The organism is Paramesorhizobium leguminum, from assembly GCF_003217235.1.
In the GTDB taxonomy this organism is placed as follows: domain Bacteria; phylum Pseudomonadota; class Alphaproteobacteria; order Rhizobiales; family Rhizobiaceae; genus Paramesorhizobium; species Paramesorhizobium leguminum.
Map to the genome: position 1 here is coordinate 12721 of NZ_QJTF01000011.1, position 19692 is coordinate 32412.

General features: G+C 59.1%; 23 protein-coding genes. 6 read left to right on the forward strand and 17 right to left on the reverse strand.

Annotated features, from left to right (window positions below):
• The first annotated feature begins 65 nt into the window (after nt 1-65).
• From C7477_RS10435 to C7477_RS10460, 5 genes are all read left to right on the forward strand, one after another.
• Nucleotides 66-1004: an ATP-binding cassette domain-containing protein gene (locus C7477_RS10435; RefSeq protein ID WP_245411804.1), complete on the forward strand. Its 939-nt coding sequence runs from the start codon at nt 66-68 to the stop codon at nt 1002-1004.
• Entirely contained in the window at nt 1004-1825 is an 822-nt protein-coding gene (znuB, locus tag C7477_RS10440) for a zinc ABC transporter permease subunit ZnuB (protein WP_110751829.1), read from the forward strand. The genes C7477_RS10435 and znuB overlap by 1 nt, the downstream gene beginning before the upstream one ends.
• A complete protein-coding gene (locus tag C7477_RS10445) occupies nt 1822-2235 on the forward strand; it encodes a Fur family transcriptional regulator (protein WP_110751831.1) in 414 nt (137 codons plus the stop codon). Before znuB ends, C7477_RS10445 begins: the two co-directional genes overlap by 4 nt.
• 280 nt (nt 2236-2515) lie before the next feature.
• Nucleotides 2516-3118, forward strand: coding sequence for an acyl-homoserine-lactone synthase (locus tag C7477_RS10450; RefSeq protein WP_110751833.1), 603 nt, complete (start codon nt 2516-2518; stop codon nt 3116-3118).
• 231 nt (nt 3119-3349) lie between these two features.
• Complete coding sequence (locus C7477_RS10460) at nt 3350-3694, forward strand: PilZ domain-containing protein (protein WP_110752015.1); 345 nt, start codon at nt 3350-3352, stop codon at nt 3692-3694.
• 75 nt (nt 3695-3769) lie between these two features.
• Here C7477_RS10460 and C7477_RS10465 read toward each other — a convergent pair whose 3' ends face one another.
• The 6 genes from C7477_RS10465 to flhA form a co-directional block, all read right to left on the reverse strand.
• Nucleotides 3770-4261 carry a hypothetical protein gene (locus C7477_RS10465; protein WP_110751835.1) on the reverse strand — a complete coding sequence of 164 codons (492 nt, stop codon included), beginning with the start codon at nt 4259-4261 and terminating at the stop codon, nt 3770-3772.
• A complete protein-coding gene (locus tag C7477_RS10470) occupies nt 4258-4671 on the reverse strand; it encodes a flagellar protein FlgN (protein ID WP_342633275.1) in 414 nt (137 codons plus the stop codon). The genes C7477_RS10465 and C7477_RS10470 overlap by 4 nt, the downstream gene beginning before the upstream one ends.
• A 4-nt stretch (nt 4672-4675) precedes the next feature.
• Nucleotides 4676-5194, reverse strand: a complete 519-nt coding sequence (locus C7477_RS10475; protein WP_110751838.1) for a rod-binding protein — start codon at nt 5192-5194, stop codon at nt 4676-4678.
• A 77-nt stretch (nt 5195-5271) separates the two neighbouring features.
• Complete coding sequence (locus C7477_RS10480; RefSeq protein WP_110751840.1) at nt 5272-5730, reverse strand: hypothetical protein; 459 nt, start codon at nt 5728-5730, stop codon at nt 5272-5274.
• A gap of 12 nt (nt 5731-5742) precedes the next feature.
• Nucleotides 5743-6519, reverse strand: a complete 777-nt coding sequence (gene fliR / locus C7477_RS10485) for a flagellar biosynthetic protein FliR (protein ID WP_110751842.1) — start codon at nt 6517-6519, stop codon at nt 5743-5745.
• 215 nt (nt 6520-6734) lie between these two features.
• A complete protein-coding gene (gene flhA / locus C7477_RS10495; protein WP_110752017.1) occupies nt 6735-8825 on the reverse strand; it encodes a flagellar biosynthesis protein FlhA in 2091 nt (696 codons plus the stop codon).
• 119 nt (nt 8826-8944) lie between these two features.
• Between flhA and C7477_RS10500 the strand changes: the two genes are divergently transcribed.
• On the forward strand, nt 8945-9841 hold the full coding sequence (locus tag C7477_RS10500; RefSeq protein ID WP_181418393.1) for a retropepsin-like aspartic protease: 897 nt from the start codon (nt 8945-8947) through the stop codon (nt 9839-9841).
• A 16-nt stretch (nt 9842-9857) separates the two neighbouring features.
• Here C7477_RS10500 and fliQ read toward each other — a convergent pair whose 3' ends face one another.
• From fliQ to C7477_RS10555, 11 genes are all read right to left on the reverse strand, one after another.
• Nucleotides 9858-10124 (reverse strand): flagellar biosynthesis protein FliQ, encoded by a 267-nt coding sequence (fliQ, locus tag C7477_RS10505; RefSeq protein WP_110751848.1) that lies wholly within the window; start codon nt 10122-10124, stop codon nt 9858-9860.
• 116 nt (nt 10125-10240) lie between these two features.
• On the reverse strand, nt 10241-10660 hold the full coding sequence (gene flgD, locus C7477_RS10510) for a flagellar hook assembly protein FlgD (protein ID WP_110751850.1): 420 nt from the start codon (nt 10658-10660) through the stop codon (nt 10241-10243).
• Nucleotides 10657-11109, reverse strand: a complete 453-nt coding sequence (gene flbT / locus C7477_RS10515) for a flagellar biosynthesis repressor FlbT (protein ID WP_110751852.1) — start codon at nt 11107-11109, stop codon at nt 10657-10659. Before flbT ends, flgD begins: the two co-directional genes overlap by 4 nt.
• On the reverse strand, nt 11110-11454 hold the full coding sequence (flaF, locus tag C7477_RS10520) for a flagellar biosynthesis regulator FlaF (RefSeq protein WP_110751854.1): 345 nt from the start codon (nt 11452-11454) through the stop codon (nt 11110-11112).
• A gap of 118 nt (nt 11455-11572) precedes the next feature.
• Entirely contained in the window at nt 11573-12622 is a 1050-nt protein-coding gene (locus tag C7477_RS10525) for a flagellar hook-associated family protein (RefSeq protein WP_110751856.1), read from the reverse strand.
• Between the two features lie 2 nt (nt 12623-12624).
• The gene (gene flgK, locus C7477_RS10530; RefSeq protein ID WP_110751858.1) at nt 12625-14082 is read right to left on the reverse strand and encodes a flagellar hook-associated protein FlgK; all 1458 of its coding nucleotides are present in this window, start codon (nt 14080-14082) and stop codon (nt 12625-12627) included.
• Nucleotides 14083-14156: 74 nt separating this feature from the next.
• Nucleotides 14157-15464 carry a flagellar hook protein FlgE gene (locus tag C7477_RS10535; protein WP_110751860.1) on the reverse strand — a complete coding sequence of 436 codons (1308 nt, stop codon included), beginning with the start codon at nt 15462-15464 and terminating at the stop codon, nt 14157-14159.
• Between the two features lie 141 nt (nt 15465-15605).
• Nucleotides 15606-16289 (reverse strand): flagellar transcriptional regulator FtcR, encoded by a 684-nt coding sequence (ftcR, locus tag C7477_RS10540; protein ID WP_110751862.1) that lies wholly within the window; start codon nt 16287-16289, stop codon nt 15606-15608.
• 235 nt (nt 16290-16524) lie between these two features.
• A complete protein-coding gene (locus C7477_RS10545) occupies nt 16525-16995 on the reverse strand; it encodes a transglycosylase SLT domain-containing protein (RefSeq protein WP_245411805.1) in 471 nt (156 codons plus the stop codon).
• A gap of 46 nt (nt 16996-17041) precedes the next feature.
• The gene (gene fliK / locus C7477_RS10550; protein WP_110751866.1) at nt 17042-18424 is read right to left on the reverse strand and encodes a flagellar hook-length control protein FliK; all 1383 of its coding nucleotides are present in this window, start codon (nt 18422-18424) and stop codon (nt 17042-17044) included.
• Entirely contained in the window at nt 18421-19677 is a 1257-nt protein-coding gene (locus tag C7477_RS10555) for a chemotaxis protein MotC (RefSeq protein WP_110751868.1), read from the reverse strand. Before C7477_RS10555 ends, fliK begins: the two co-directional genes overlap by 4 nt.
• Nucleotides 19678-19692: the final 15 nt, after the last annotated feature.

A 19692-nucleotide genomic window follows, 5' to 3' on the forward strand; every position in this document is an offset into this window, starting at 1 on the left:
ATCAGTTGCGTAACGCTATAACGTCTGCCATAAGGCATGGCAAGACCTTAACGGAAATTTAAGTCATGCTGAAATCAGCCCCCCTCATCGAGATCAGGAATGCCGGCGTCTTTCGCAGCGGCAAATGGCTTGTCCGCGATATCAGCCTTCAGGTGATGCGTGGCGAGATCGTCACCCTGATCGGCCCCAACGGAGCCGGTAAAAGCACGACCGCCAAGTTGGCGCTCAAGGTGCTGAAACCGGACGCGGGTGAGGTGATCGACGCGCCGGGCTTGAAGGTCGGCTATGTGCCGCAGAAACTGGCGATCGACTGGACAATGCCGCTCTCCGTTGAACGGCTGATCACGCTGACATCTTCGCACACAAAGCAGGAAATAGCGCAGGCGCTCGAAGCCGTCGGCATCCCCCACCTTGCGAAGGCGGAGTTGCGCCATCTTTCGGGCGGCGAGTTTCAGCGCGCTCTGCTGGCGAGAGCCATTGCGCGCAAGCCGGATGTTCTCGTCCTCGACGAACCGGTGCAAGGCGTGGATTTCACCGGGGAAGCGGCGCTTTACGAGCTGATCGAGAAGTTGCGCGATACCACCCATTGCGGCGTTCTGCTGGTCTCGCATGATCTGCATCTGGTGATGGCCGCGACCGACCGTGTCATCTGCCTCAATGGGCATGTATGCTGCAGCGGCACGCCGAAGGATGTCGCGGCGAGCACGGAATATGCAAAACTCTTCGGTCCTCGCGCCGCCCGGCCATTTGCAGTCTATGAGCATCATCACGATCATACCCATCTCCCCGATGGGCGCGTCCGCCATGCCGACGGCAGCACTACCGATCATTGCTATGAACATGATGGGCACCATCACGGCAGCCCCTCATCCGACCCTTCGGGCCACCTTCTCCCCGTAAAAAACGGGGAGAAGGAAGAGGCGGCAACGTCGATGCCCCCCTCTCCCCGTTCTTTACGGGGAGAGGGCAAGGGTGAGGGGCAAATTGCGGAAAGAAAGCACTGATGCTTAATGATTTCTTCATCCGCGCGCTCGTCGCCGGCGTCGGCCTCGCGCTCACCACCGGGCCGCTGGGCTGTTTCATCGTCTGGCGGCGGATGGCCTATTTCGGCGATACCATGGCACACTCCGCCCTCTTAGGCGTTGCGCTCGCCTTCTTCTTTGATATCAACATCATGCTCGGCGTTTTCGCCGTCGCGGTGCTGATCTCCCTGCTCCTCCTGTTTCTGCAACGTCGCGATTCACTCTCCACCGATTCGCTTCTCGGCATCCTGTCCCATTCCACGCTGGCGCTGGGGCTGGTCATGGTTGCCTACATGACGTGGATACGGGTCGATCTCCTGGGCTTCCTGTTCGGCGATATCCTCGCCGTCTCGAAAAGCGACATCGCCTTCATCTATGGCGGCGGCGCTGCCGTCCTTCTGGTCATTGCATGGCTGTGGCGCCCCCTCCTCGCTGCTACCGTCAATGAGGACATCGCCAAGGCGGAAGGCCTTCATCCCGATTATTCACGCATCGTCTTCATGCTGCTGATGGCTCTCGTGATCGCCATCGCGATGAAAATCGTCGGCATCCTCCTCATCACCGCGCTCCTCATTATTCCAGCGGCGACGGCGCGGCGCTTTTCGCGAACGCCGGAACAGATGGCCGCTTCAGCATCCCTCCTGGGCGCGGTTGCTGTCATATCAGGTCTTTTCGGCTCATTGCATTTCGACACGCCGTCCGGCCCCTCCATCGTGGTGGCCGCATTGGGGATTTTCATACTCAGCCTGTTGCCGCTACAAATCCTTGTGCCATTCACCCGCCAGCGGAGCCCACGCCCATGACAAACAGAGAAACGACAACCAGAGAAACGCTCACCCGCAATCAGACCCTGGTCTTCGACGCGCTTGCCAAAGCCGCCGGGCCTCTAAGCGCATACACCATTCTCGACAAACTGCGCGATGATGGCTTCCGCGCCCCGCTGCAGGTCTATCGCGCGCTCGATAAGCTTGTTGATTTCGGCATGGTGCATCGGCTCGAAAGCCTCAACGCCTTCGTCGCCTGCGCCCACCCCCATTGCGGCCAGCATGGCCTGATCGCCTTCGCCATCTGCGAAAAATGCGGCCATGTCTCGGAATTTTCCAACGATGTCATCGAGGATCAGGTGCGGGGTTGGGCTGCCGCCAATGGCTTCAAGCCCTCCAAGACCACGGTTGAAATCCGCGGCAACTGCGCGAAGTGCTTGAACAGCTAGGCCCATCGCCTCCCAATATATTGCGATCAGTCACTCCCAATAAATTGCGAACTACTTATAGTATAAATCCATTCATGAAAACAAATTAACCGAATGCGCGTGAAATTTATTTCAAAATTTTAGCCTGAATAGTTATAACCGGAAAGACATACTTAAGCTTCTCTTCACAAATGCGTTGCAACTATCCGCCCCGGGCGGATGGACTGATTTCCTGCCGGGTTTCACTGAGCAGACTCGTCGATTTCGCCTCAATCAAGCTTATGGCGAACGAGGAGCAATCATGCTGCATTATGTCCACCCCCATCAAAGGCCCCAATACCGTTCGATGCTTGACGATTATTTCCGTCTGCGCAAAACGGTCTTTCACGATAGGCTCGGCTGGAGCGTGAACGTTACGGAAGATATGGAAAAAGACGTCTACGACACGATGGATTGTCTCTATATCCTCTCGACTAACGCCGAAGGGAAACTGCTTGGCGGACTTCGCCAGATGGTAACGACGGGGCCGACGCTGACCTGGGAAGTGTTCTCCGATCTGGTCCCGGACCGCACCAGCATCATGTCGCCGCGTGTATGGGAGACGACCCGTTTCTGCGTTTCACCGGATGCCTCGCATCTGAAATTTGCCAATGGCATGAACCGCGTATCGATCGAACTCTCGCTCGGCGCGCTTGAATATGGCATCCAGCAAGGCGTCACCCGCCACATCGCCGTCTGCGAGCGCACCGTGTTCGAATTGTCCCGCTCGCTCCGGGTGCCTTCAGAAATTCTCGGTTCCCGCATCGAGCCTAACGGTTCGGAAATCCTTTGCGTGGCATGGGAAGTGAATGAGGAATCCGCGGCGAGGCTGAAATGGACGGGATCGATGGTGCAGGTGGCGTAACCAAGCGGCATTGCCGCGATGGAAGAGCGCTTCCTCAGAGTATCTTGTTTTAATGGAATCGCTTGCTCTCACCCCCCTCTGCCCTGCCGGGCATCTCCCCCTCAAGGGGGGAGATTATGCCTTCATCAACAGCGGAACCAATCGCATATCTAGGGAGATAATGGTTGCGGGCCATGTCAGCCAATCTCCTCCCTTGAGGGGGAGATGCCCGGCAGGGCAGAGGGGGGTGTGATGACGCAGTACGACGTGAAACGCTCTAACTCAGAAAAACGCCATTCCGAGCGTCGCCGTACAAGGCTACGCTCGGGCAAGCTTGTGGATATCGAAGGCCGGTTCCTGATCGAATGCCAGTTGTACGATATCACCGGTAGCGGCGCCCGGATCCGCGTTGCCAACTCGCTTAGGGTGCCCGAACGCTTCTGGCTTTTCGACGACCGTTATACCCACGCGCTCCTTGCGCAAATCGTCTGGCGTGACGGCCTGGACCTCGGCGTCAGTTTCCGCGACGATCCGGCCACTCCGCCGCTCAGCGAAACGCGCCTGGCGGAACTGGCGGCCAAATATTATTCGCTCTGAGCATGGTCCCGAAAAGTTGTAGACTTTTCGGATAAGATCATGCGCTAAACGAAAGAATTAGAGCGGCATACCGCTCTAATGTTCGCTTAGTCTCTTCCCTATCGACTTCATGTTCATCTCGCGAATTTCAGACGACGGCATAAAGGTAAACTGCTCGACCAGGAGGTCGCGAACCACCGGTTCGGGGAAATGCCGGTTGATACCGTCGATCGCCGATTTCCGGACCCTCTCGAAATCGACCTTCTCCACCTGCTTCGTGTCGGAATAGCTCCCATAGAACTGCCGGAATATCTCATCCTTGACGAAATATTCCAGCGGAACCGTAATCCGCGCCTTCATCTTGATGTCGACGGTGTAGATAAGCTGCGCGATGATATAGCCCGCGACCGACCCATCGGTCATGATCGGCACGCTGAAAACATCGGTCGTGGCGTAGTCAATCCCGCCAAGATAACTGGCCTTTTCGCCTGCATCCCCCGAAGCGGGCATATGGCTCTTGACCGTGAAGAAAAGTGTGCCCAGCGCGACGGCGCAAATCCACAATCCGATCAGCACGATGCGGATCATAGGGCTTGACCGGCCCTTGCGTTTTGCAGGGTGTAGGTGCCGTCCGCTTCCTGCGTCTCGATTGCCGTACGGATGATATCGGAGAGTTCGCCCACGGCGCGTAAGTGCAATTGCAGCGCCTCGCAATTGCGCTCCAGCTTCTGCCTCAGCCGGTCGAGCAGCGGCTGTAGGGCTTTCATGGCAGAAGCTTCCGCCCGCGCGGATGCCTTGTTCATCGCCCGGGTGAAATCGTAAAGCCCCCTGCTCTTGCGGGCGTTGATTTCGACAAGATCGGGATGTTCGCCTTCAAGCAGCATCCGCGTCTCCGTCTCGACAACGGTTTCCAGACGCTCGATGGCAATCACGACTGGCCGTAGCACCGCGTCCGTTTCCTCGGTAGCCGTAACCGTGAGTACCGGTAGGGCAAGCATGTTCTCAGGATTGGGTGCCATCAGACGGTTCCTTCGTATCCGCGCCAGAATTCGTTTTGTTATTCAATTGTTGCTGTATGAGCTGCCGCTCGGCCTGGTGAAGCAAGACCTGGCTCCCGGCATCGGCTGATTGCTTGCCTTGCGCTTCCAGCATCCGGGCAATACCGATCCCGCCCGCATCCGCCATTTTCGAGGCGATCGCTTCCGCCATCATCGATTTCCAATATTCCCCGGCGATGCCCTTCCCGAAGACCGCATTCGCCTCATCGGGGAACATCGACTGGACGAAGGATTGCAGCATGAACGCTTCGAACTTCGTGTAAGGGGAATTGGGCTCGGCGCCTTTCGGCGTGGGCAGGACATAAGAAGCGGAGTCCACCGCGAACGCCTGCCCCGCCGGTTGCCCCGCCACCATCCGCGAAGCGGCGAGTGTGCGCAGCCGCTCAACGGAAGCCCGGTATTTATCAGGATCGGCCGCATTCGCCACATCGAGCACCAGGTCTGACGGCGGACTTATCGCCATGTCGGTTCGCATCCTTTTTTGTATTTCTTCACACCCTAAACCTTCAAACTTACGGCAGGCTTGTGTCTAGCTCTACGTCATCCTCGGGCTTGTCCCGAGGATCTACGACCTGGCGGATTGACGCAGAGGTCGGCAGATCCTCGGGACAAGCCCGAGGATGACGATGGGCGGGAGGCACCAAATTCCTCAATGACCTCCGCCTGCATTTTGCGTTCCATCGCTTGGCCGAGATCGACCATCCGCCCTTCGAGCAGTTCCGTGCGGCGCGAAGTCTGGAGAAGCGCCTGCCGCTGGTTCGCCAACTCCTGCTCCAGCAGCTCCTTGCGGCGCATGTTGGCGTTGATGCGCGTGAGGATAGCCGCCGGATCCACGAACGCCGCTTGTCCCTCGTAGCGGCGATCCAGCATTGCCAGGAGTTCGCCGTTCTCCGCCTCGATGCCCGCCAATGCGTTTGCAAGGCCCGATATCGCCATCTCCAGCCGCGCCTTCATCAGTGATTGCACTGCAATCATTTTTCCAAGGCTCTTGCGGTCCATGATCCCCACCCCTCAAAAGCTGCGCAAAAACTGGCCGATTTCCGAAAGGAAAAAGGCCAAAAGTTCGGGCAGCAGGAAGTAGGTGAGGGCCAGCCCCCCGGCGAGCACGAACGGCATGGAGATGAAGTAGACGGGGATCGTGGGGGTCAGCTTGTTGATGAGGCCGATGGCGATATTGACCAGAACCGCGAACACGATGAACGGCGCGGCGATGCGCAAGGTGCCCGTGAAGGCGCTGGAGAAAGCGTCTGTTATATCCACCAGCGCCGCACTGGGCTTGAGACCGCTATCGATGGGAATGACGGAATACGAGGCCAACAGCGCGCGCAACACTTCCAGATGCAGATCCGTGACGAAAAACAGGAACAGCGCCGAGAATGTGATGATGCTGCCAATGATCGCCTGCGGCTCCGTCTGCTCGACCGCGCCCCCCGGCGCGCCGGAATAACCGATCGCCGCGGCGATAACGCTCGCCATGAACTGCAATGCCCAGAAATAGATCTGCGCCAGAATGCCGATCAACCCGCCGACCATGCTCTCCGTCACGATCAGCCGCAAGAGCGTCCACGGCTCCGCATTCCCCACCGCCGCCGCCATGCGCGGTTCAAGCAGCGGCACCACCGCCAGCGACAGGGCAAGTGCCAGAAAAAGCCGGACGCTCAAGGGCACGCGCGGGCTCGATATGCCCGGCATGGTCATCAGGCAGGCCCCTACCCTGGCGAAAACCAGGAAGGCGGCGGGGAGCATTTCGTTGAATGGGAGGGAGAGGAGAGGTAAAGCTAAGTTCATGGAAGCGCTTGCGGGCAGACACCCCCCTCTGCCCTGCCGGGCATCTCCCCCTCAAGGGGGGAGATTACGCCTTCATGAACGTTCGGCACCAACCTCAAGCGTCGCAGGATGAGCGAGGAGAGCCCTGTCGGCCGATCTCCCCCCTTGAGGGGGAGATGTCTGGCAAGGCAGAGGGGGGTATCCAGCGCCGGCGTTGCCATCACGACACACCCACCCTACGAAATCGTCCCGAGCGCCTTCACCTCAACCCCACGCGCAATCTCCACATGTGACAGCACGGAAAGCGTGGCGAACAGGCGCTCGATGATCATGCGGATATAGGGCCGCGCTTCCGGCGAGGCGACCAGCACGAAGCGCTCGCCGCCATCCATGTGCTTGCGGATCGCCGTACTCGCCTCCGTGCCGAATTGCTCCAGCAGGCGCGGATCGATATCGAACTCGATCACCTCGCCCTTGGCATCACGCTTGAGGCTCTGGTGGAAAACCATGTCCCAGCGGTTGCCGAGCCGCAGCACATTGAGCACGCCGTTTTCCTGGAGATCACCGCAGATCTGCTGCGCCATGCGCATCCGCACATGCTCGACGATGAGTTCGGAACGCCGGACATGCGGCGCGATCTCGGCAATCGCCTCAAGAATGAGATGCAGATTGCGGATCGAAACCCGCTCCGCCAGCAAAAGCTTGAGCACCGCCTGAAGTCCGGAATAGGAAAGATGCGCCGGGCAGATATCGTCGAGCAGCTTGCGGTATTCCGGCCCAAGCCTTTCGAGCAGGATGCGCATATCCTTGTACGACAGTAGCTGCGCCAGATTGTTGCGGATGATCTCGCTCAGATGCGTAAGCAGCACCGAGAGATTATCGACAGTCATGTAGCCGTCGCGCTTCAATTCCGCCGCGAAGGTTTCCGGCACGGAATAGGCGCGCATCCCGAAGGCAGGCTCGCGCATTTCCTCGCCCGGTACGGCGGGCGGCGAGCGCTCGCCTAGCACCACCAGCGTCTCCCCCACCCGTAACTCATTCGCAGCCACCGCCGTGCCGTGAATCTTGATGCGATAGACCTTGGGCGACAGGCCGATCTCGTCCGTCACCTTGATTTCAGGGATGACGAAACCGTATTCGAGCGCGAATTTCTTGCGCATCTTGTTGACGCGGTGCGCCAGTTCTTCCTGTTGCATGAGAAGCCGCGTCGAAAGCTGCTTGCCGAGGCAGAGTTCGATCTGCGCCGTCTCCAGCGAAGCCTTGACCGAATTACGCTCTTCCGCCTCCGCCTGTCGCTGCTTTTGCGCCACGTCCGCCTCGTCCGCCGCACGGCGCTTGGCGAGACGGCGCGGAATGGCGAAGCCGGTAAACGCCATGCCGGCACCCAACACGAAGAACGGAAACGCCGGAAGCCCCGGCAGCACGCCCAGCACGAAAAGCAGGAACGCCGCGATGAACAGCGCCTTCGGATAGGCGCCAAGCTGGCCGAACACTGCTTGGTCGGTCGAGCCGCGCGTACCGCCCTTCGAGACCAGAAGACCCGCCGCGAGCGACACGATCAGCGCCGGGATCTGCGTCACGATGCCGTCGCCGACCGAAAGCTTGGTGAAGACGTCCGCCGCCTGCCCGATATCCATGTCGTGGCGAGTGACGCCAATGATGATGCCGCCGAAGATATTAACAGCGGTGATGATGAGACCCGCGATGGCATCGCCGCGCACGAATTTCGACGCGCCGTCCATGGAACCGAAAAAGGAACTTTCCTCTTCCAGTTCGCGCCGGCGATGCTGCGCCTGCTTCTCGTCGATCAGCCCGGAGGAAAGGTCGGCATCGATCGCCATCTGCTTGCCGGGAATGGCGTCGAGCGTGAAGCGCGCGCCCACCTCCGCGATGCGCGTCGCGCCCTTGGTGATGACGAGGAAATTGACGATGATGAGAATGGCGAAAACCACGAGACCGATGACGAAATCGCCGCCCATGACGAATTGCGAGAAGCCGTGAATGACATGGCCCGCCGCCGTGTAGCCCTCATTGCCATGAGTCAGGATCACGCGCGTCGTCGCGATATTGAGCGACAGGCGCATCATCGTCGCGATCAGCAGCACGGTCGGAAATGCGGAAAAATCGAGCGGCCGCTGAATCCATAGCGATACCATCAGGATCAGCACGGAAAAAGCGATGGAGAACGCAAGCCCGATATCGAGAACCAGCGCCGGGACGGGCAGGAACAGAACCGTCAGGATAATGACGATTCCGGCGGCGAGCCCGACATCGCTGCCGGTCAAAAACCCCTTGTCGCCGAATGATTTTGCCGCGCTCTGCTGCACGATATTCTCCCATGCTGTTGGGGAGAAAATAGGCTGCGAACCTTGCGCGAGGGATTTGCGCACAAACGCCACAATTTGGAATTCTCTTAGGCAAGAAAACGGCGATGGAAAGATCAGCCATGAGAATTTACGGAGCAGCCCTCCTGGTCGGCATGTGCTTGTGCCTGCCACCCGCCCATGCGGCGAACAGTTCTGACAGGAACGACCTGTCGGGCTATCTCGCCAATCGTGGCGCCGTCATCATTCCCTACGCGCTCGATTCCAGCGGCGAAATGAATGTGGATGCAGTGCTCTGCCCGCGTGAGAAGAAATGCCTGGCCACCCCGCTCGAATTCGATTCAGGCGATCCCGACAACAACATTGGCCCGGAATTGAAAGAAAAGCTGGGATTGAACAGCCAGGAAAAGACACTTGCCCGATTCTATCTGGGCAGGCTCCCGCCTGTTACGGATTTTCCGATCTATTTCAGCAACGACCCATTGCGGGGCAATTATATCGGCGCGCGCTCGATCGAGAGAATGGGCCTATGGTTCAATTTCGGTTCGCGCGAGATTTACGGCGGCATCCCTCGGGACGCAATCAACGCCTATATGAAAGGAACCGCGCTCCGATACCGGACCATCGCCCTGAAATCATATGGAACATATCGATACATCACCGTCTCGATCAACGGAAAGAAACCGGCCAATTTCGCTATTGATACCGGAGCCACCGGAAGTGTCATCGATACAAAATATGCGCATGCATTGGGCCTCGGTTTCGATACCAAACACTGCGTCGCCATGGGTAGCCAGCTTGGGGAAACGCGCACGTGCTTTACCCATGACATCGTGACTATGAAGGCGGAAAAAGAGCCGCTATCGGCCTATCTTCCGCGCGGTTTCGCTGATCTTGATCTGGGCTTCGTCCTCCCGCCGCTTCATATCAAGGGCGTTCTGGGCGTGGACTGGCTGGAACGCAACGCCGCCATCATGTCGCTTACGGAGAACAGGATTTACGTTCCAATCGTGTCGTAGGGATTGCACCGCGAACCTAAAACCCCTTTTCGATGCGCGAATAGGCTAGCAACGTAAACGCGTTGATCTGCGCCCCGACGAACGGCGCGGTGAAGGCGAGGACCACGAAGATCATCACGATCTTCGGCACGAAGGTCAGCGTGACTTCCTGCACCTGCGTCAGCGCCTGGAAGAGCGCGATGCCGATGCCCGCGAGCATGGCCGCGACCACGGCAGGGCCGCTGGCGGCAAGCACCGTCCAGATCGCCGAATTGATGATATCGAGCGCATCGGCTTCGTTCATGTTTCTTAGGGCAATAAGGCAGTAGGGCAGTAAGGCAGTATGTTAAAAAAGATGCTCTTTGACGGAGCGAATAAAACATACTGCCCTACTGCCCTACTGCCCTACTGCCCTACTCCCTAACTTATCGTCACGCCCGCCGTGACCGCCATCTCGCTGCCGTCGGCGAGCTTCGCCACCAGGCCGCCATCCTGCAGGATGCGCACGGATTTGACTTGACCCGTGGTCTTGCCGTCCTCGCTCGTCACCGTGTGACCGATCAGGCTGTCCGCCTGCGAAAGCAGGGAATTGCCGAGAAGCTTTTCCAGCTTGCTGTTCATCTGCACCGCCTGCTCGACATTCGAAAATGTCGCCAGCTGCGATACATATTGCGTGGAATCCATCGGCTGCGTCGGGTCCTGATTCTTCATCTGCGCGACGAGCAGTTTCAGAAATGAATTGTAATCCGCCGACGCCGCCCCGGCCGTCACATCGTTCGAAGTCTTTGCCGTGTTCTGCGTATTTGTCGTCTGGTTGTTGACGCTGGGTGTGGTCGTCATGCCATTGCCTCCGCGGGCTGGGCTTTGAATTCAGGTTCGCGCTTGCCACCATCCATGATCGCCGCCTCTGCGGGGTAAAGCCCGCGCAAGGTCTTGAGCGCCTCGAAGATTCGATCCTGATGGACGAGCTCATCAACGAGCTTCAACCCTTTCAGGATATCCGCATCCTCGAATGTATTGAGCGTCGCCCTCAGCATGGTCTTGAACATCTCGCGCGCCTGCACAGCGAGAGCCGGATCGATCAGCATGGTCTGGGCGGCGAAATAGACCTGCCTCAGCGGCGTCGTCGTCTGCTCGGGCTGCAGAACATGGCTTTCCAGAAGAAACGTGGCGTTGTTCAGCAGTTCGAGCGAAACCTTGCGGTCGGCGCGCAGCACCGCGCCGTTGATATAGATCTTCTCACCTGCCCGAAGCGAAAGACGAATGGTGTTTCTGGACGCCTGCGACATTTAAAGACTGTCCCTGATCGTGCGGGTGATATCGATGACGGAATCGTAATCGTCGGATTGGCCCTGCCTGATCCGCTCCAATTCCTTCAAGATGAAGATGCCGATGGAAATGATGGCGGCCTTCAGCTCCTTCGGCAGCGCGTTTTCCGCTGATCCTAGATCCTCCATCAGAATCGTCCAGAGCCGCATCGTGAAATAGCCGGCATCGATCCCTTCGGGTGAAGAAGCGCCCTTTTCACGGGCTTGGCTCAACATGTCGATGCAACGGTCGAAGAGCAGGCGCTCGCGCTCCTTGGCGCTCGCCGCATCTTCGCTCATCACATCCGCATAACCCATCTGGTACATGTCGTCTCCGAAAACATTACGAGAAGAAAACCTGAATCAATACTTTAAATTACTTCGATCTTTACTCTAAGTATTGATCAAGTATTACTTCAGTTGCTTGAATCAATATTACAGAAAACTACTTCAAGTAATTGAGAAGACTCATTCCCATCAGCCGCGCGGTCATCGCATAAGAAGTCTCGATCTGCGAGGTGAGCGCGCTCACGCGCGTCGCCGCCTCATAGGGGTCGACCGCTTCCAGGTCGAGAACCGAGTTGTTCAAGATGTTGAGCTGGGCCGCAATGCGCGTATTGGCGTTCGCCGTGCGGTCCTGCGCGATCCCGAGCGTGGATTGCGACTGCGAAACCGAGGCGATGGCTTCCGTCGTGCTGGTGAGCGCCTTGTCGATCAATGCCGAAAAAGCACTGTCGTTCAGCCCGATACCGCCAAGTTCCGCCACCATGGTGAAGCTCATCGCCGCCTTGCGGAACCCTTCCGCATTGGCGCTGACGGAGGTTTCGGCAAGCTCCGTCGGCGTGATGCGGCTTTTGATGACGGTGCTGGAGGCCTGCGACCAGTTGCCGGTCCAGTTGGCTTCGCTGAATTCATCGGCAAATGCCGTATTGAGGAACGCCTTCATTTCATCGCCGGAGATGTCCGCGACCTTGGGATCATTCATCGCAAAGCCGAAATGATCTTCGAAGGCCTGCCCGATGGCGGCTTTGGCGGCGCTTCCATCGGCATCGTAATCGCCGACCGGCTTCACATCCGTATTGACGCCGGCAAAGATATATTCGCCGCCATAGCTGCTGTTGAGTAGGCCCGTGGTCGTCTGCAATGCCGCCTTGGCGCTCTGGACGATGGCGTTCCTCCCCTCCGGGGTGGCGTTGGCGCCGGTCAGATTGCCAAGATATTTCTGCGTCTCGCCAACGATGCCGCCAATCGCCGTCTGCGACGTTTTCATGCGTTGCGAGGTCAGCTTGTTCATGTCGGTGAGCGCGGAAAGCCGGTCATGCTCCTTGCGCAGCGAAATGGTCTGGCCGGAACGCGCGCCAAGCGCCAGCCCCACATCGAAAACCATGCCGGTGGAAGCTTCCTGCTGCGCCTTCAGCAATTCGGTCTGCGCCTTGGAGACGACCGAACGCAGGCTGTTGTTAAGGGCGTAGGTCGAGACTGACTGAGCTTTCATGATTACCTCACCGCATTGAGGAGATCGTCGAGCATCGCGCCGACGGTTGACAGTATCCGGCTGGACGCGCTGAACGACTGTTCGATTTCGAGCAGCAGCGCCATTTCTTCATTGATATCGACGCCCGTGGCGTTGGAGAGCGCCTGATCCGCGCGCGATGCGACGGTGGAATTATAGGCCTTGCTCTCCGCCGCGACCTGCCGCTTGCCTTCGAGCCAGCTGGCCGAACCGGTGCTGTAATCGATGATGCTCAGATTCGAGCCGGCCCCCGCGGCGGTATCGAAATTGCGCTTCTCGCCGACCTGTCCGATCAATTGCTGCAGACGGTCCGAGAATGCCGCGCCATTGCTCTTGTTATAGTCATAGGCGCCCCCGCTTCCGTCGCGCAAGCGTTCGGCGCTGCCGCCTTCGGAGCGGATATAGGCTGAGGGAACCCTGATCGTCCCCGCGAGGCCGGGCACAAGCTTCCCATCCGCCGGCACGGCGGGCGAGCCGGGATAGCTGAAAAGCCCTGTGATAGTCGGATTGCCCGCGCCGGTCTGGTCGGTCTCCGCAAACATCGAGACGAGGCCTCGGGCGATTTCGTCGAGCTGGCTTTGATAATCCGGCGCCACCTGGTCGCGCAGTTGCAGAAGCCCGGAGAGGCGTCCCGTCCCAAAGGGCTGCTCGAACGTGCCATGCGAGAGCGGCACGCCATCCACATAGACATTGTTGCCCTTTACCCCGGCGGCAAATGCGGTGGTCGGCTCGAAGCTCACGGCGCGCGCGGTCTTTTCGAAAAGCGTCACGCCGTTCTCGGCGAAGATAACCATGTCGTTGTCGCTGCGCGTCATGGTGGTGATGCCGATTTCGCCCGACAGATCCTTCAGGATCGCATCGCGCTCATCGAGAAAGTCCGACACATCTTCGCCCGACCGGGTGCCGTTGACGATCTTGCTGTTGACGGCCTCGAACTTCGCCAGCATCTCGTTGATGTCGTCGACCGAGGCGGCAATATCGGCATCCGCGTCGGCGCGCAGCTTCTGGACCTGCAAGCTTCCTTCATTGAGCGCATTGGCGAGGGCCACGGCCTTGTTGACGGCCATGTCGCCGGTCGCGCCCTGGCTGGGCTGCGTGGCGTAGGTCTGCAGCGCATCGCGCAAATCACCGATAAGCGCCGCGGGCGAACCGGCATAATTGTTGGCCGAATAGAGCGCGGACAGGCGGTCGAGCCCCGTAGCGAGCGTGCTCGACGATGCATTCTGGCTGTTCGCCTCGATATAGCGCGTCAGCAGCGCCTCATCCGCCGAGCGGCCGACATTCACATAAAGCGAGCCATGGGCCCCCGATACGAGAGAGCCTGTGCGCCTGACATAATTCGGATCGCTCGCGCCCGCGATATTCCGCGAGACGATCGCCGTCTTCTTCGACGCCGCCGCCAGGGAATTCTGGGCCGTAAGCAATGCAGAACTGAGTGACATTCTCTTTCCAATCCCCGCCAGTATTGGAGTATTTTACAGCCGGCGGGACCCGCCCGGCTTGTCGTCAAAATCCGCTATCTCTTGAGGTTCACCAGCACATCCATCAAATCCGCGCCCGTCTGAAAGGCCTTGGAATTGGCGGTGTAGCTGCGCTGCGCCTCGATCATTTCGGTCAGTTCCTCCGCGATATCGGCATTGGACTCCTCAAGCGCGCCGGAGGAAATGCTGCCCATGCCACCCTCTCGCGGAAATCCGAGCTGGATATCGCCGGACTCCGCGCTGGGAGTGTAAACATTCCCGCTCAGGACCTTCATATTGTCCGGGCTCGCCACATTTCCGAGCGGAATACGATAAATCTCGCGCTGGCTGCCGTTCTCATAGAGGGCGACGACAGAGCCATCATCGCCGATATCCACACTCTTGATGGTGCTGGGTCCCCGCCCATCGATATTCGCCTCGTAAATCGTGTATTTGCCAGCCAGCGACTTCGTAGCCGACATATCGAGTTCAAGGGTCTGCCCGCCTGGAATAGCGATCTTCAGGATACCGTCCGCCGGGGTGCTGCCCGTAGTCAGCTTGCCCGTGGTCGAATCGAACGCCATGGTCGAATTACTAAGGGGAACGGCATTGGTGCCGTCGGCGTTCTTATAGGGAAATCCGCCATTGGTCGCTTTGGAGGAGTCGTACACCGCGACCTCCCAGGTAGCTGGTGTGGGCGGAGTGGCTGTGAGATTGGCTTCCGTCTTCTTGCTGAAATAAACATCCAGCTTTATCGGGTTGCCGAGATTGTCGAAGGCCTGGAGCGACGTCTTGTTGGTGAAATTGGCGCTTCCATTGGCACCCGCCGATGGAGCCGCAACGATCGCGGCATCCGTCGGCAGATTGACGGTGAATTTTCCCGTCCGGCTCGGATCGGCGACCAGATCCATCTGCGCGATGTCGATCTTTTCCAGCCCCTGGAAGCCGTTGGCGACGTTGTTCACCTTTCCATCCACGACCGGATAGCCCATCAGATAATAGCCGGCGGTGTTGTAGAGATAACCTTCGGGATCCTTCACGAATGAACCCGAACGCGTGAGATATGGCGTTCCGTTCTTGTCGCTGACGACGAAAAAACCATTGCCGTCAATGGCAAGATCGGTGGGGGAATCCGAATCGCGGATGCCGCCCTGCTGGGAAATCCCATAGCGCACATCGGTCTTGACGCTGCCGGAATTGTACTGCCCGTTCGTGCTGGGCAGCACCAGCGAGGAGAACTGGGCGTTGGCGCGCTTGTAGCCGGCGGTGGAGGAATTGGCGATGTTATCGGCAACCGCGGACAGCCGGTTCACCTGGGCATTCATGCCCGAAACGCCGGTACGCATCATCCCATAAAGGCTCATAGAAAGCTCCTGATCTTGGAATCCCTTGGGGCGAGGCTAGCTCACGGCGCTTGCGTGAAGCTGAATCCTTGGAGAGACACCCAGAATGTTTGGAAAAGCGGTTACACGGGGAGAGAAGCCGGGAACCCCGGCCCGGTCCGGTTACTCGATATCGATGCAGTAGCCAAGGAAGCGCTTGGAATCGATGGGGTCATAGCCAAGCCGCTCCCTGAGCTTCTTGCGCAGCTTGCTGATATGGCTCTCCACCACGTTTTCCTCGACTTCCGCATCGAAAATCCCGTAGATCGCGCTGAATATCTGCGTCTTGTTCAGCCTGCGCCCGCGATTGGCGATGAGGTATTCGAGTATCCGCCGCTCGCGCCGCGGCAGGATGAACTCCACCCCGTTGATCTCAGGATCGCGCCCGTCGGAAAAGACCCGGATCGGCCCGACCTGCGTTCCCGTCTCTGCCTTGGCAGCATCCGCGCCGGCCCGGCGGCGAATGGCGTTGATGCGCGCCATGATCTCGCGGACATGAACCGGCTTGCGCACCACATCATCGACGCCGGACTGGAACAACTCCAGCGTATGCTCCAGCGATTGCGACTCATTGACCGCAATAACCGGCGCCGGCGAGCGTTCGCGTATCTTGATGGGAAGGTGATTCCGATTGGCGCATTCGCCGATCAGAAAGGCCTCGACGGCCAGAATATCGCTCGTGGCGACGCTGTCTACCCAGTCACCGAAATCGGCCGGAGAGAAACCAGTCGTTGAAATGCCTTCTCGCCCAAACCAGGAGGAATACCCACTGGTCACCAGGTTGCGTTCGTCCACAACCACAATCATCGGCCCGCCTCCGAATCAGTATGCTACCCCGTGGAACGAAGAACTAACTGGCGCGATGACTCGCAGGCAACCCCTATTAATTGGGATTCGCTTATTGTGAGTACTACTGGAGATTTTTAAGGAGCACCGACGGGAACAAAGCCGCTCTACCGCAATGCAACATTCCTTGTCATCAAACTTTCATATGATGACACCTAACGCGTAATTTAACAGTTGTTAACAATGTGTTAACAAATCAACCAAAACAGAAGCGCCGCGCCTGGACCGTCCAGTTTCCAAAGCCCGTCGCCACCATATTTTCCATCACCCGGCACACATATTTTTTTTGCGCCGGGTCGTTGTTGGGGCCGGCATGATACCGCGCGACGGCCAACGTCCAGTTGCCTTCACGCGTGCGAAGCTCTTTGAGGAAGCGCGCGGCGTAATCGACATTGGCGCCAGGCTGAATCATTTGTGCCACTGACGGAAATTTATTCCCGTGAAAGTAGTGGTTGATTTGCATACAGCCGAGATCGATCAACTTGGCGCCCTGGCTTCGGACCACCTCGAAGCGCGATAGCGCCGCCGCCGCCGTGGGCAGGAATTCCGCCCTGCCCTCTATGTTCATCGCATAAGGCTGCAGGGAATTCTTGCGCCCTGTTTCAGTCAGCCCCACCGCATAAAGAATGCCTATCGGGACGCCATATTTGGCCGATGCCTTATGCATTTCCCGCTCGCAAACATTTTCCGCCCATGCGGGCAACGCCAAGATACTAGACGACAAGCCCGCGAGACAGACGGCGGTTCGAAGGCATCTCGGCAGGCGCGGATGAAATACCCTGTTGCTCCGGCTCCATCCGCCCATCGCGTCGACCCCGATTGCCACCATTGCTCTCTTCCTGCATCTGCCCATGCATTTGCGCCCCGTTGCGCCCGCCAGCCCCTCCGTCAGATTGCCCCTGCGGGGTAAAACCCTGCTGTCCCGGCTGGCCGCCCGCAAGGTTCGCCGTGGATGAGCTTACCCGCTCGGTCACCGTGACGGCGACGACGGCATTGTCGCTTAATCCCGCCGACTGCAGCGCCTTGCCAAGCATCTCGCGGTCGGCGGCAAGCCGCTCCGCCGTCTCGCGCCGATCGGCTATGAGTTCTACCTGCATCCCCTCCGGCACGAGCCTCAGTCTGGCGGTGACGGTTCCAAGCTCCTCCGGCTGCAGCCGGATGCTGAGCGTCTTCGCCACGCCGTTGCTGCGCTCCGAGATGATTTCCACACCCGCGAGATGAACAGCCGGCCTGGCTGGCACGGCAGCAGCCGGCGCGGGAGCGGCGGGCGCGTTTACACCGCTGCTCACGCTTGGCGTATTCGGCACCATCCGGTCGCCATTGCCGGCATCAACGCTCCGCTCGCCATTACCGGTGTCAACGCTCCGCTTGCCATCGGGAGTGTCAACGCTCCGCGCCGGGGAAGCGGATATATCCGGCTGAGTGGGCGGCTCCAGCTTGTCGTCCCTCCTGCCTTGCCGCAAAGCCGGCTCGGCTTTCGGTGCAGGAACGGACCCCTCATCTTTAACTGGCGATGTCGCCGACGCACTTTCGCGCTGCTTGGCCGCCGGCGCACTGTCACGCTGTTTGGCCACCGGCTCGGAAACAGGAAACGCAGGCGCGGCTGTGGGAAGCGCATTCTTTTCCGCCGCTTTTTTCGGGTCGGCTTTTGTATCCACCGCATCGCCATCGATAGGCGCGGTCGTCGGAACTTCTTTACTTCTATCGACGCGAACGCTTTTCCCCTCGGGCGCGGGCGTGAAAGGACCTGCGTCTTCGCTCAATCCTATCGCTTCTGCTTGTCTGGATCCTGTCGTTTCTGCTTGTCTGGAAAAAAACGGATCAAGCGCAAGCACAGCCTGCACCGTGATTGCCGGCACGGGATCGGCCACATTTTTTTCGCTCGTCTCCTCGCGGGCGTAGGCGTCCATCACGTCTGGTACCGGGCTCCCGCGCTTTTCCACTTTGTCTTTTATCTCCCGGACCAGCGCTTCGAAATCCGCCGGCCCTTTGGGTTCAGCGCTAACCTCCCGCTCTTCACGAAGCCCGGCTTTGCCGCCCGTCCGAGCCGGACGCGCCGGTGGCTGCATCTGCGCCAGAATATCCTTGATCATCATGGCGTCGCCTTTTCCAATCGCCGGCCCAAGAGCCTGTCCACTTCCGCCAGCTTCTTCCGGGTCGCGTCCATGCTCTCCTGCACCGATGTATCGACAGCTGCTTCCGTCTCGCCGCGCGGCTCTATCCAGGATGGCCCCACCTCCTTGGCAGCAGAGATGGGAACCGCTTTTACCGATGGCGCAACGCCATCCGCCGCCGGGTTGTCCGGCGCCCGCACCACTCGCCCCGCCATCGCTTCCGCCGCCTCCAACAAAAGCCTGTCGCGCTCATGGAGGCGGTCCTTTGGAATTTCAGACAATGTGCGGATGGCATCCCCGGCGCCGGTCGAGGCGGCCTTGCTTGCCGCCGAATAGAGCCGCGCCTGCGTATCGTCGAGATCGAGTTCGCGCGCGAGTTCCACAGCTTTTGCCGACGTGAATCGGGCGCGTTCCAACTGCCCGTCGACAAGCGCGCCACGCGCCACGCGCAAGTAGAATGTCCGCTGCGCCGCCGGGCTGGCGAACCGCGCCAGCTCCGCTATTTCCTCATTCGCGATCCTGTCCTTCAATTGTAGCAGCGCATCGACAAGCTGCAAGAAGAAATCCTCGCGATAAGGCGAGCGGGGAAAACGCTCTAGATAGTTGCGCGCCAGCATCCGCAGCTTGGCCGCATCGCCCTGCCCCGCTGCGATTTTTAGGGAACGCCGGATCGCCGCCTCCTCGAACAGCGACCCAGGCATGGAAACCCGGATATGATCCAGCCGCATCAACGCCAGCGCCGGATCGTTGGCGGCAAGCATCGGCGATGTCACCAGATAGATCGAAGCGACCAGCTCAGGCGGCAGGCCGGACGGCAGCGGCTCGGCAAATTGCTTCACCGCTTCCGCCGAATTGGCGTCCGCATAGGCCAGCGTCCCGGCGACGAGACGCGGCGGCATCAGATCCGGCGCGGCGGAGGTGAGAATGTTCCGCACCACTTCCGGATTGCCGCCGTTCAGAAGATAAATGACCGCTGCATAAAGGTTATTCTGCTGGGACCAGACATCCGATGAGCTGGCTTTCATTTGCTCTGCAATGCGTACGAGCACCCGGTTCAGCATTGCCAGCGCTTCCGGCTTGCCCGCCACCACCTGATCCTGCAGCATACGCAGCGAGCGCACGAGCTGGTAGGGTTGGAGCCTGGGTAGCGGAGAGGCTGCATGTGCGCCTGTGCAGAGGAACAAGGCGGCAGTGATGATGATGACGGCATGCAGCGAGCGTTGGAGTTTCTTCATGAGAGGTTGCCACCC

Bases quoted from the DNA above. Each gene is read 5' to 3' on its own strand.
- C7477_RS10435 (WP_245411804.1), top strand. From the start codon at position 66: ATGCTGAAATCAGCCCCCCTCATCGAGATCAGGAATGCCGGCGTCTTT.
- znuB (WP_110751829.1), top strand. From the start codon at position 1,004: ATGCTTAATGATTTCTTCATCCGCGCGCTCGTCGCCGGCGTCGGCCTC.
- C7477_RS10445 (WP_110751831.1), top strand. From the start codon at position 1,822: ATGACAAACAGAGAAACGACAACCAGAGAAACGCTCACCCGCAATCAG.
- C7477_RS10450 (WP_110751833.1), top strand. From the start codon at position 2,516: ATGCTGCATTATGTCCACCCCCATCAAAGGCCCCAATACCGTTCGATG.
- C7477_RS10460 (WP_110752015.1), top strand. From the start codon at position 3,350: ATGACGCAGTACGACGTGAAACGCTCTAACTCAGAAAAACGCCATTCC.
- C7477_RS10465 (WP_110751835.1), bottom strand. From the start codon at position 4,261: ATGATCCGCATCGTGCTGATCGGATTGTGGATTTGCGCCGTCGCGCTG.
- C7477_RS10470 (WP_342633275.1), bottom strand. From the start codon at position 4,671: ATGCTTGCCCTACCGGTACTCACGGTTACGGCTACCGAGGAAACGGAC.
- C7477_RS10475 (WP_110751838.1), bottom strand. From the start codon at position 5,194: ATGGCGATAAGTCCGCCGTCAGACCTGGTGCTCGATGTGGCGAATGCG.
- C7477_RS10480 (WP_110751840.1), bottom strand. From the start codon at position 5,730: ATGGACCGCAAGAGCCTTGGAAAAATGATTGCAGTGCAATCACTGATG.
- fliR (WP_110751842.1), bottom strand. From the start codon at position 6,519: ATGAACTTAGCTTTACCTCTCCTCTCCCTCCCATTCAACGAAATGCTC.
- C7477_RS10500 (WP_181418393.1), top strand. From the start codon at position 8,945: ATGAGAATTTACGGAGCAGCCCTCCTGGTCGGCATGTGCTTGTGCCTG.
- fliQ (WP_110751848.1), bottom strand. From the start codon at position 10,124: ATGAACGAAGCCGATGCGCTCGATATCATCAATTCGGCGATCTGGACG.
- flgD (WP_110751850.1), bottom strand. From the start codon at position 10,660: ATGACGACCACACCCAGCGTCAACAACCAGACGACAAATACGCAGAAC.
- flbT (WP_110751852.1), bottom strand. From the start codon at position 11,109: ATGTCGCAGGCGTCCAGAAACACCATTCGTCTTTCGCTTCGGGCAGGT.
- flaF (WP_110751854.1), bottom strand. From the start codon at position 11,454: ATGTACCAGATGGGTTATGCGGATGTGATGAGCGAAGATGCGGCGAGC.
- C7477_RS10525 (WP_110751856.1), bottom strand. From the start codon at position 12,622: ATGAAAGCTCAGTCAGTCTCGACCTACGCCCTTAACAACAGCCTGCGT.
- flgK (WP_110751858.1), bottom strand. From the start codon at position 14,082: ATGTCACTCAGTTCTGCATTGCTTACGGCCCAGAATTCCCTGGCGGCG.
- C7477_RS10535 (WP_110751860.1), bottom strand. From the start codon at position 15,464: ATGAGCCTTTATGGGATGATGCGTACCGGCGTTTCGGGCATGAATGCC.
- ftcR (WP_110751862.1), bottom strand. From the start codon at position 16,289: ATGATTGTGGTTGTGGACGAACGCAACCTGGTGACCAGTGGGTATTCC.
- C7477_RS10545 (WP_245411805.1), bottom strand. From the start codon at position 16,995: ATGCATAAGGCATCGGCCAAATATGGCGTCCCGATAGGCATTCTTTAT.
- fliK (WP_110751866.1), bottom strand. From the start codon at position 18,424: ATGATGATCAAGGATATTCTGGCGCAGATGCAGCCACCGGCGCGTCCG.
- C7477_RS10555 (WP_110751868.1), bottom strand. From the start codon at position 19,677: ATGAAGAAACTCCAACGCTCGCTGCATGCCGTCATCATCATCACTGCC.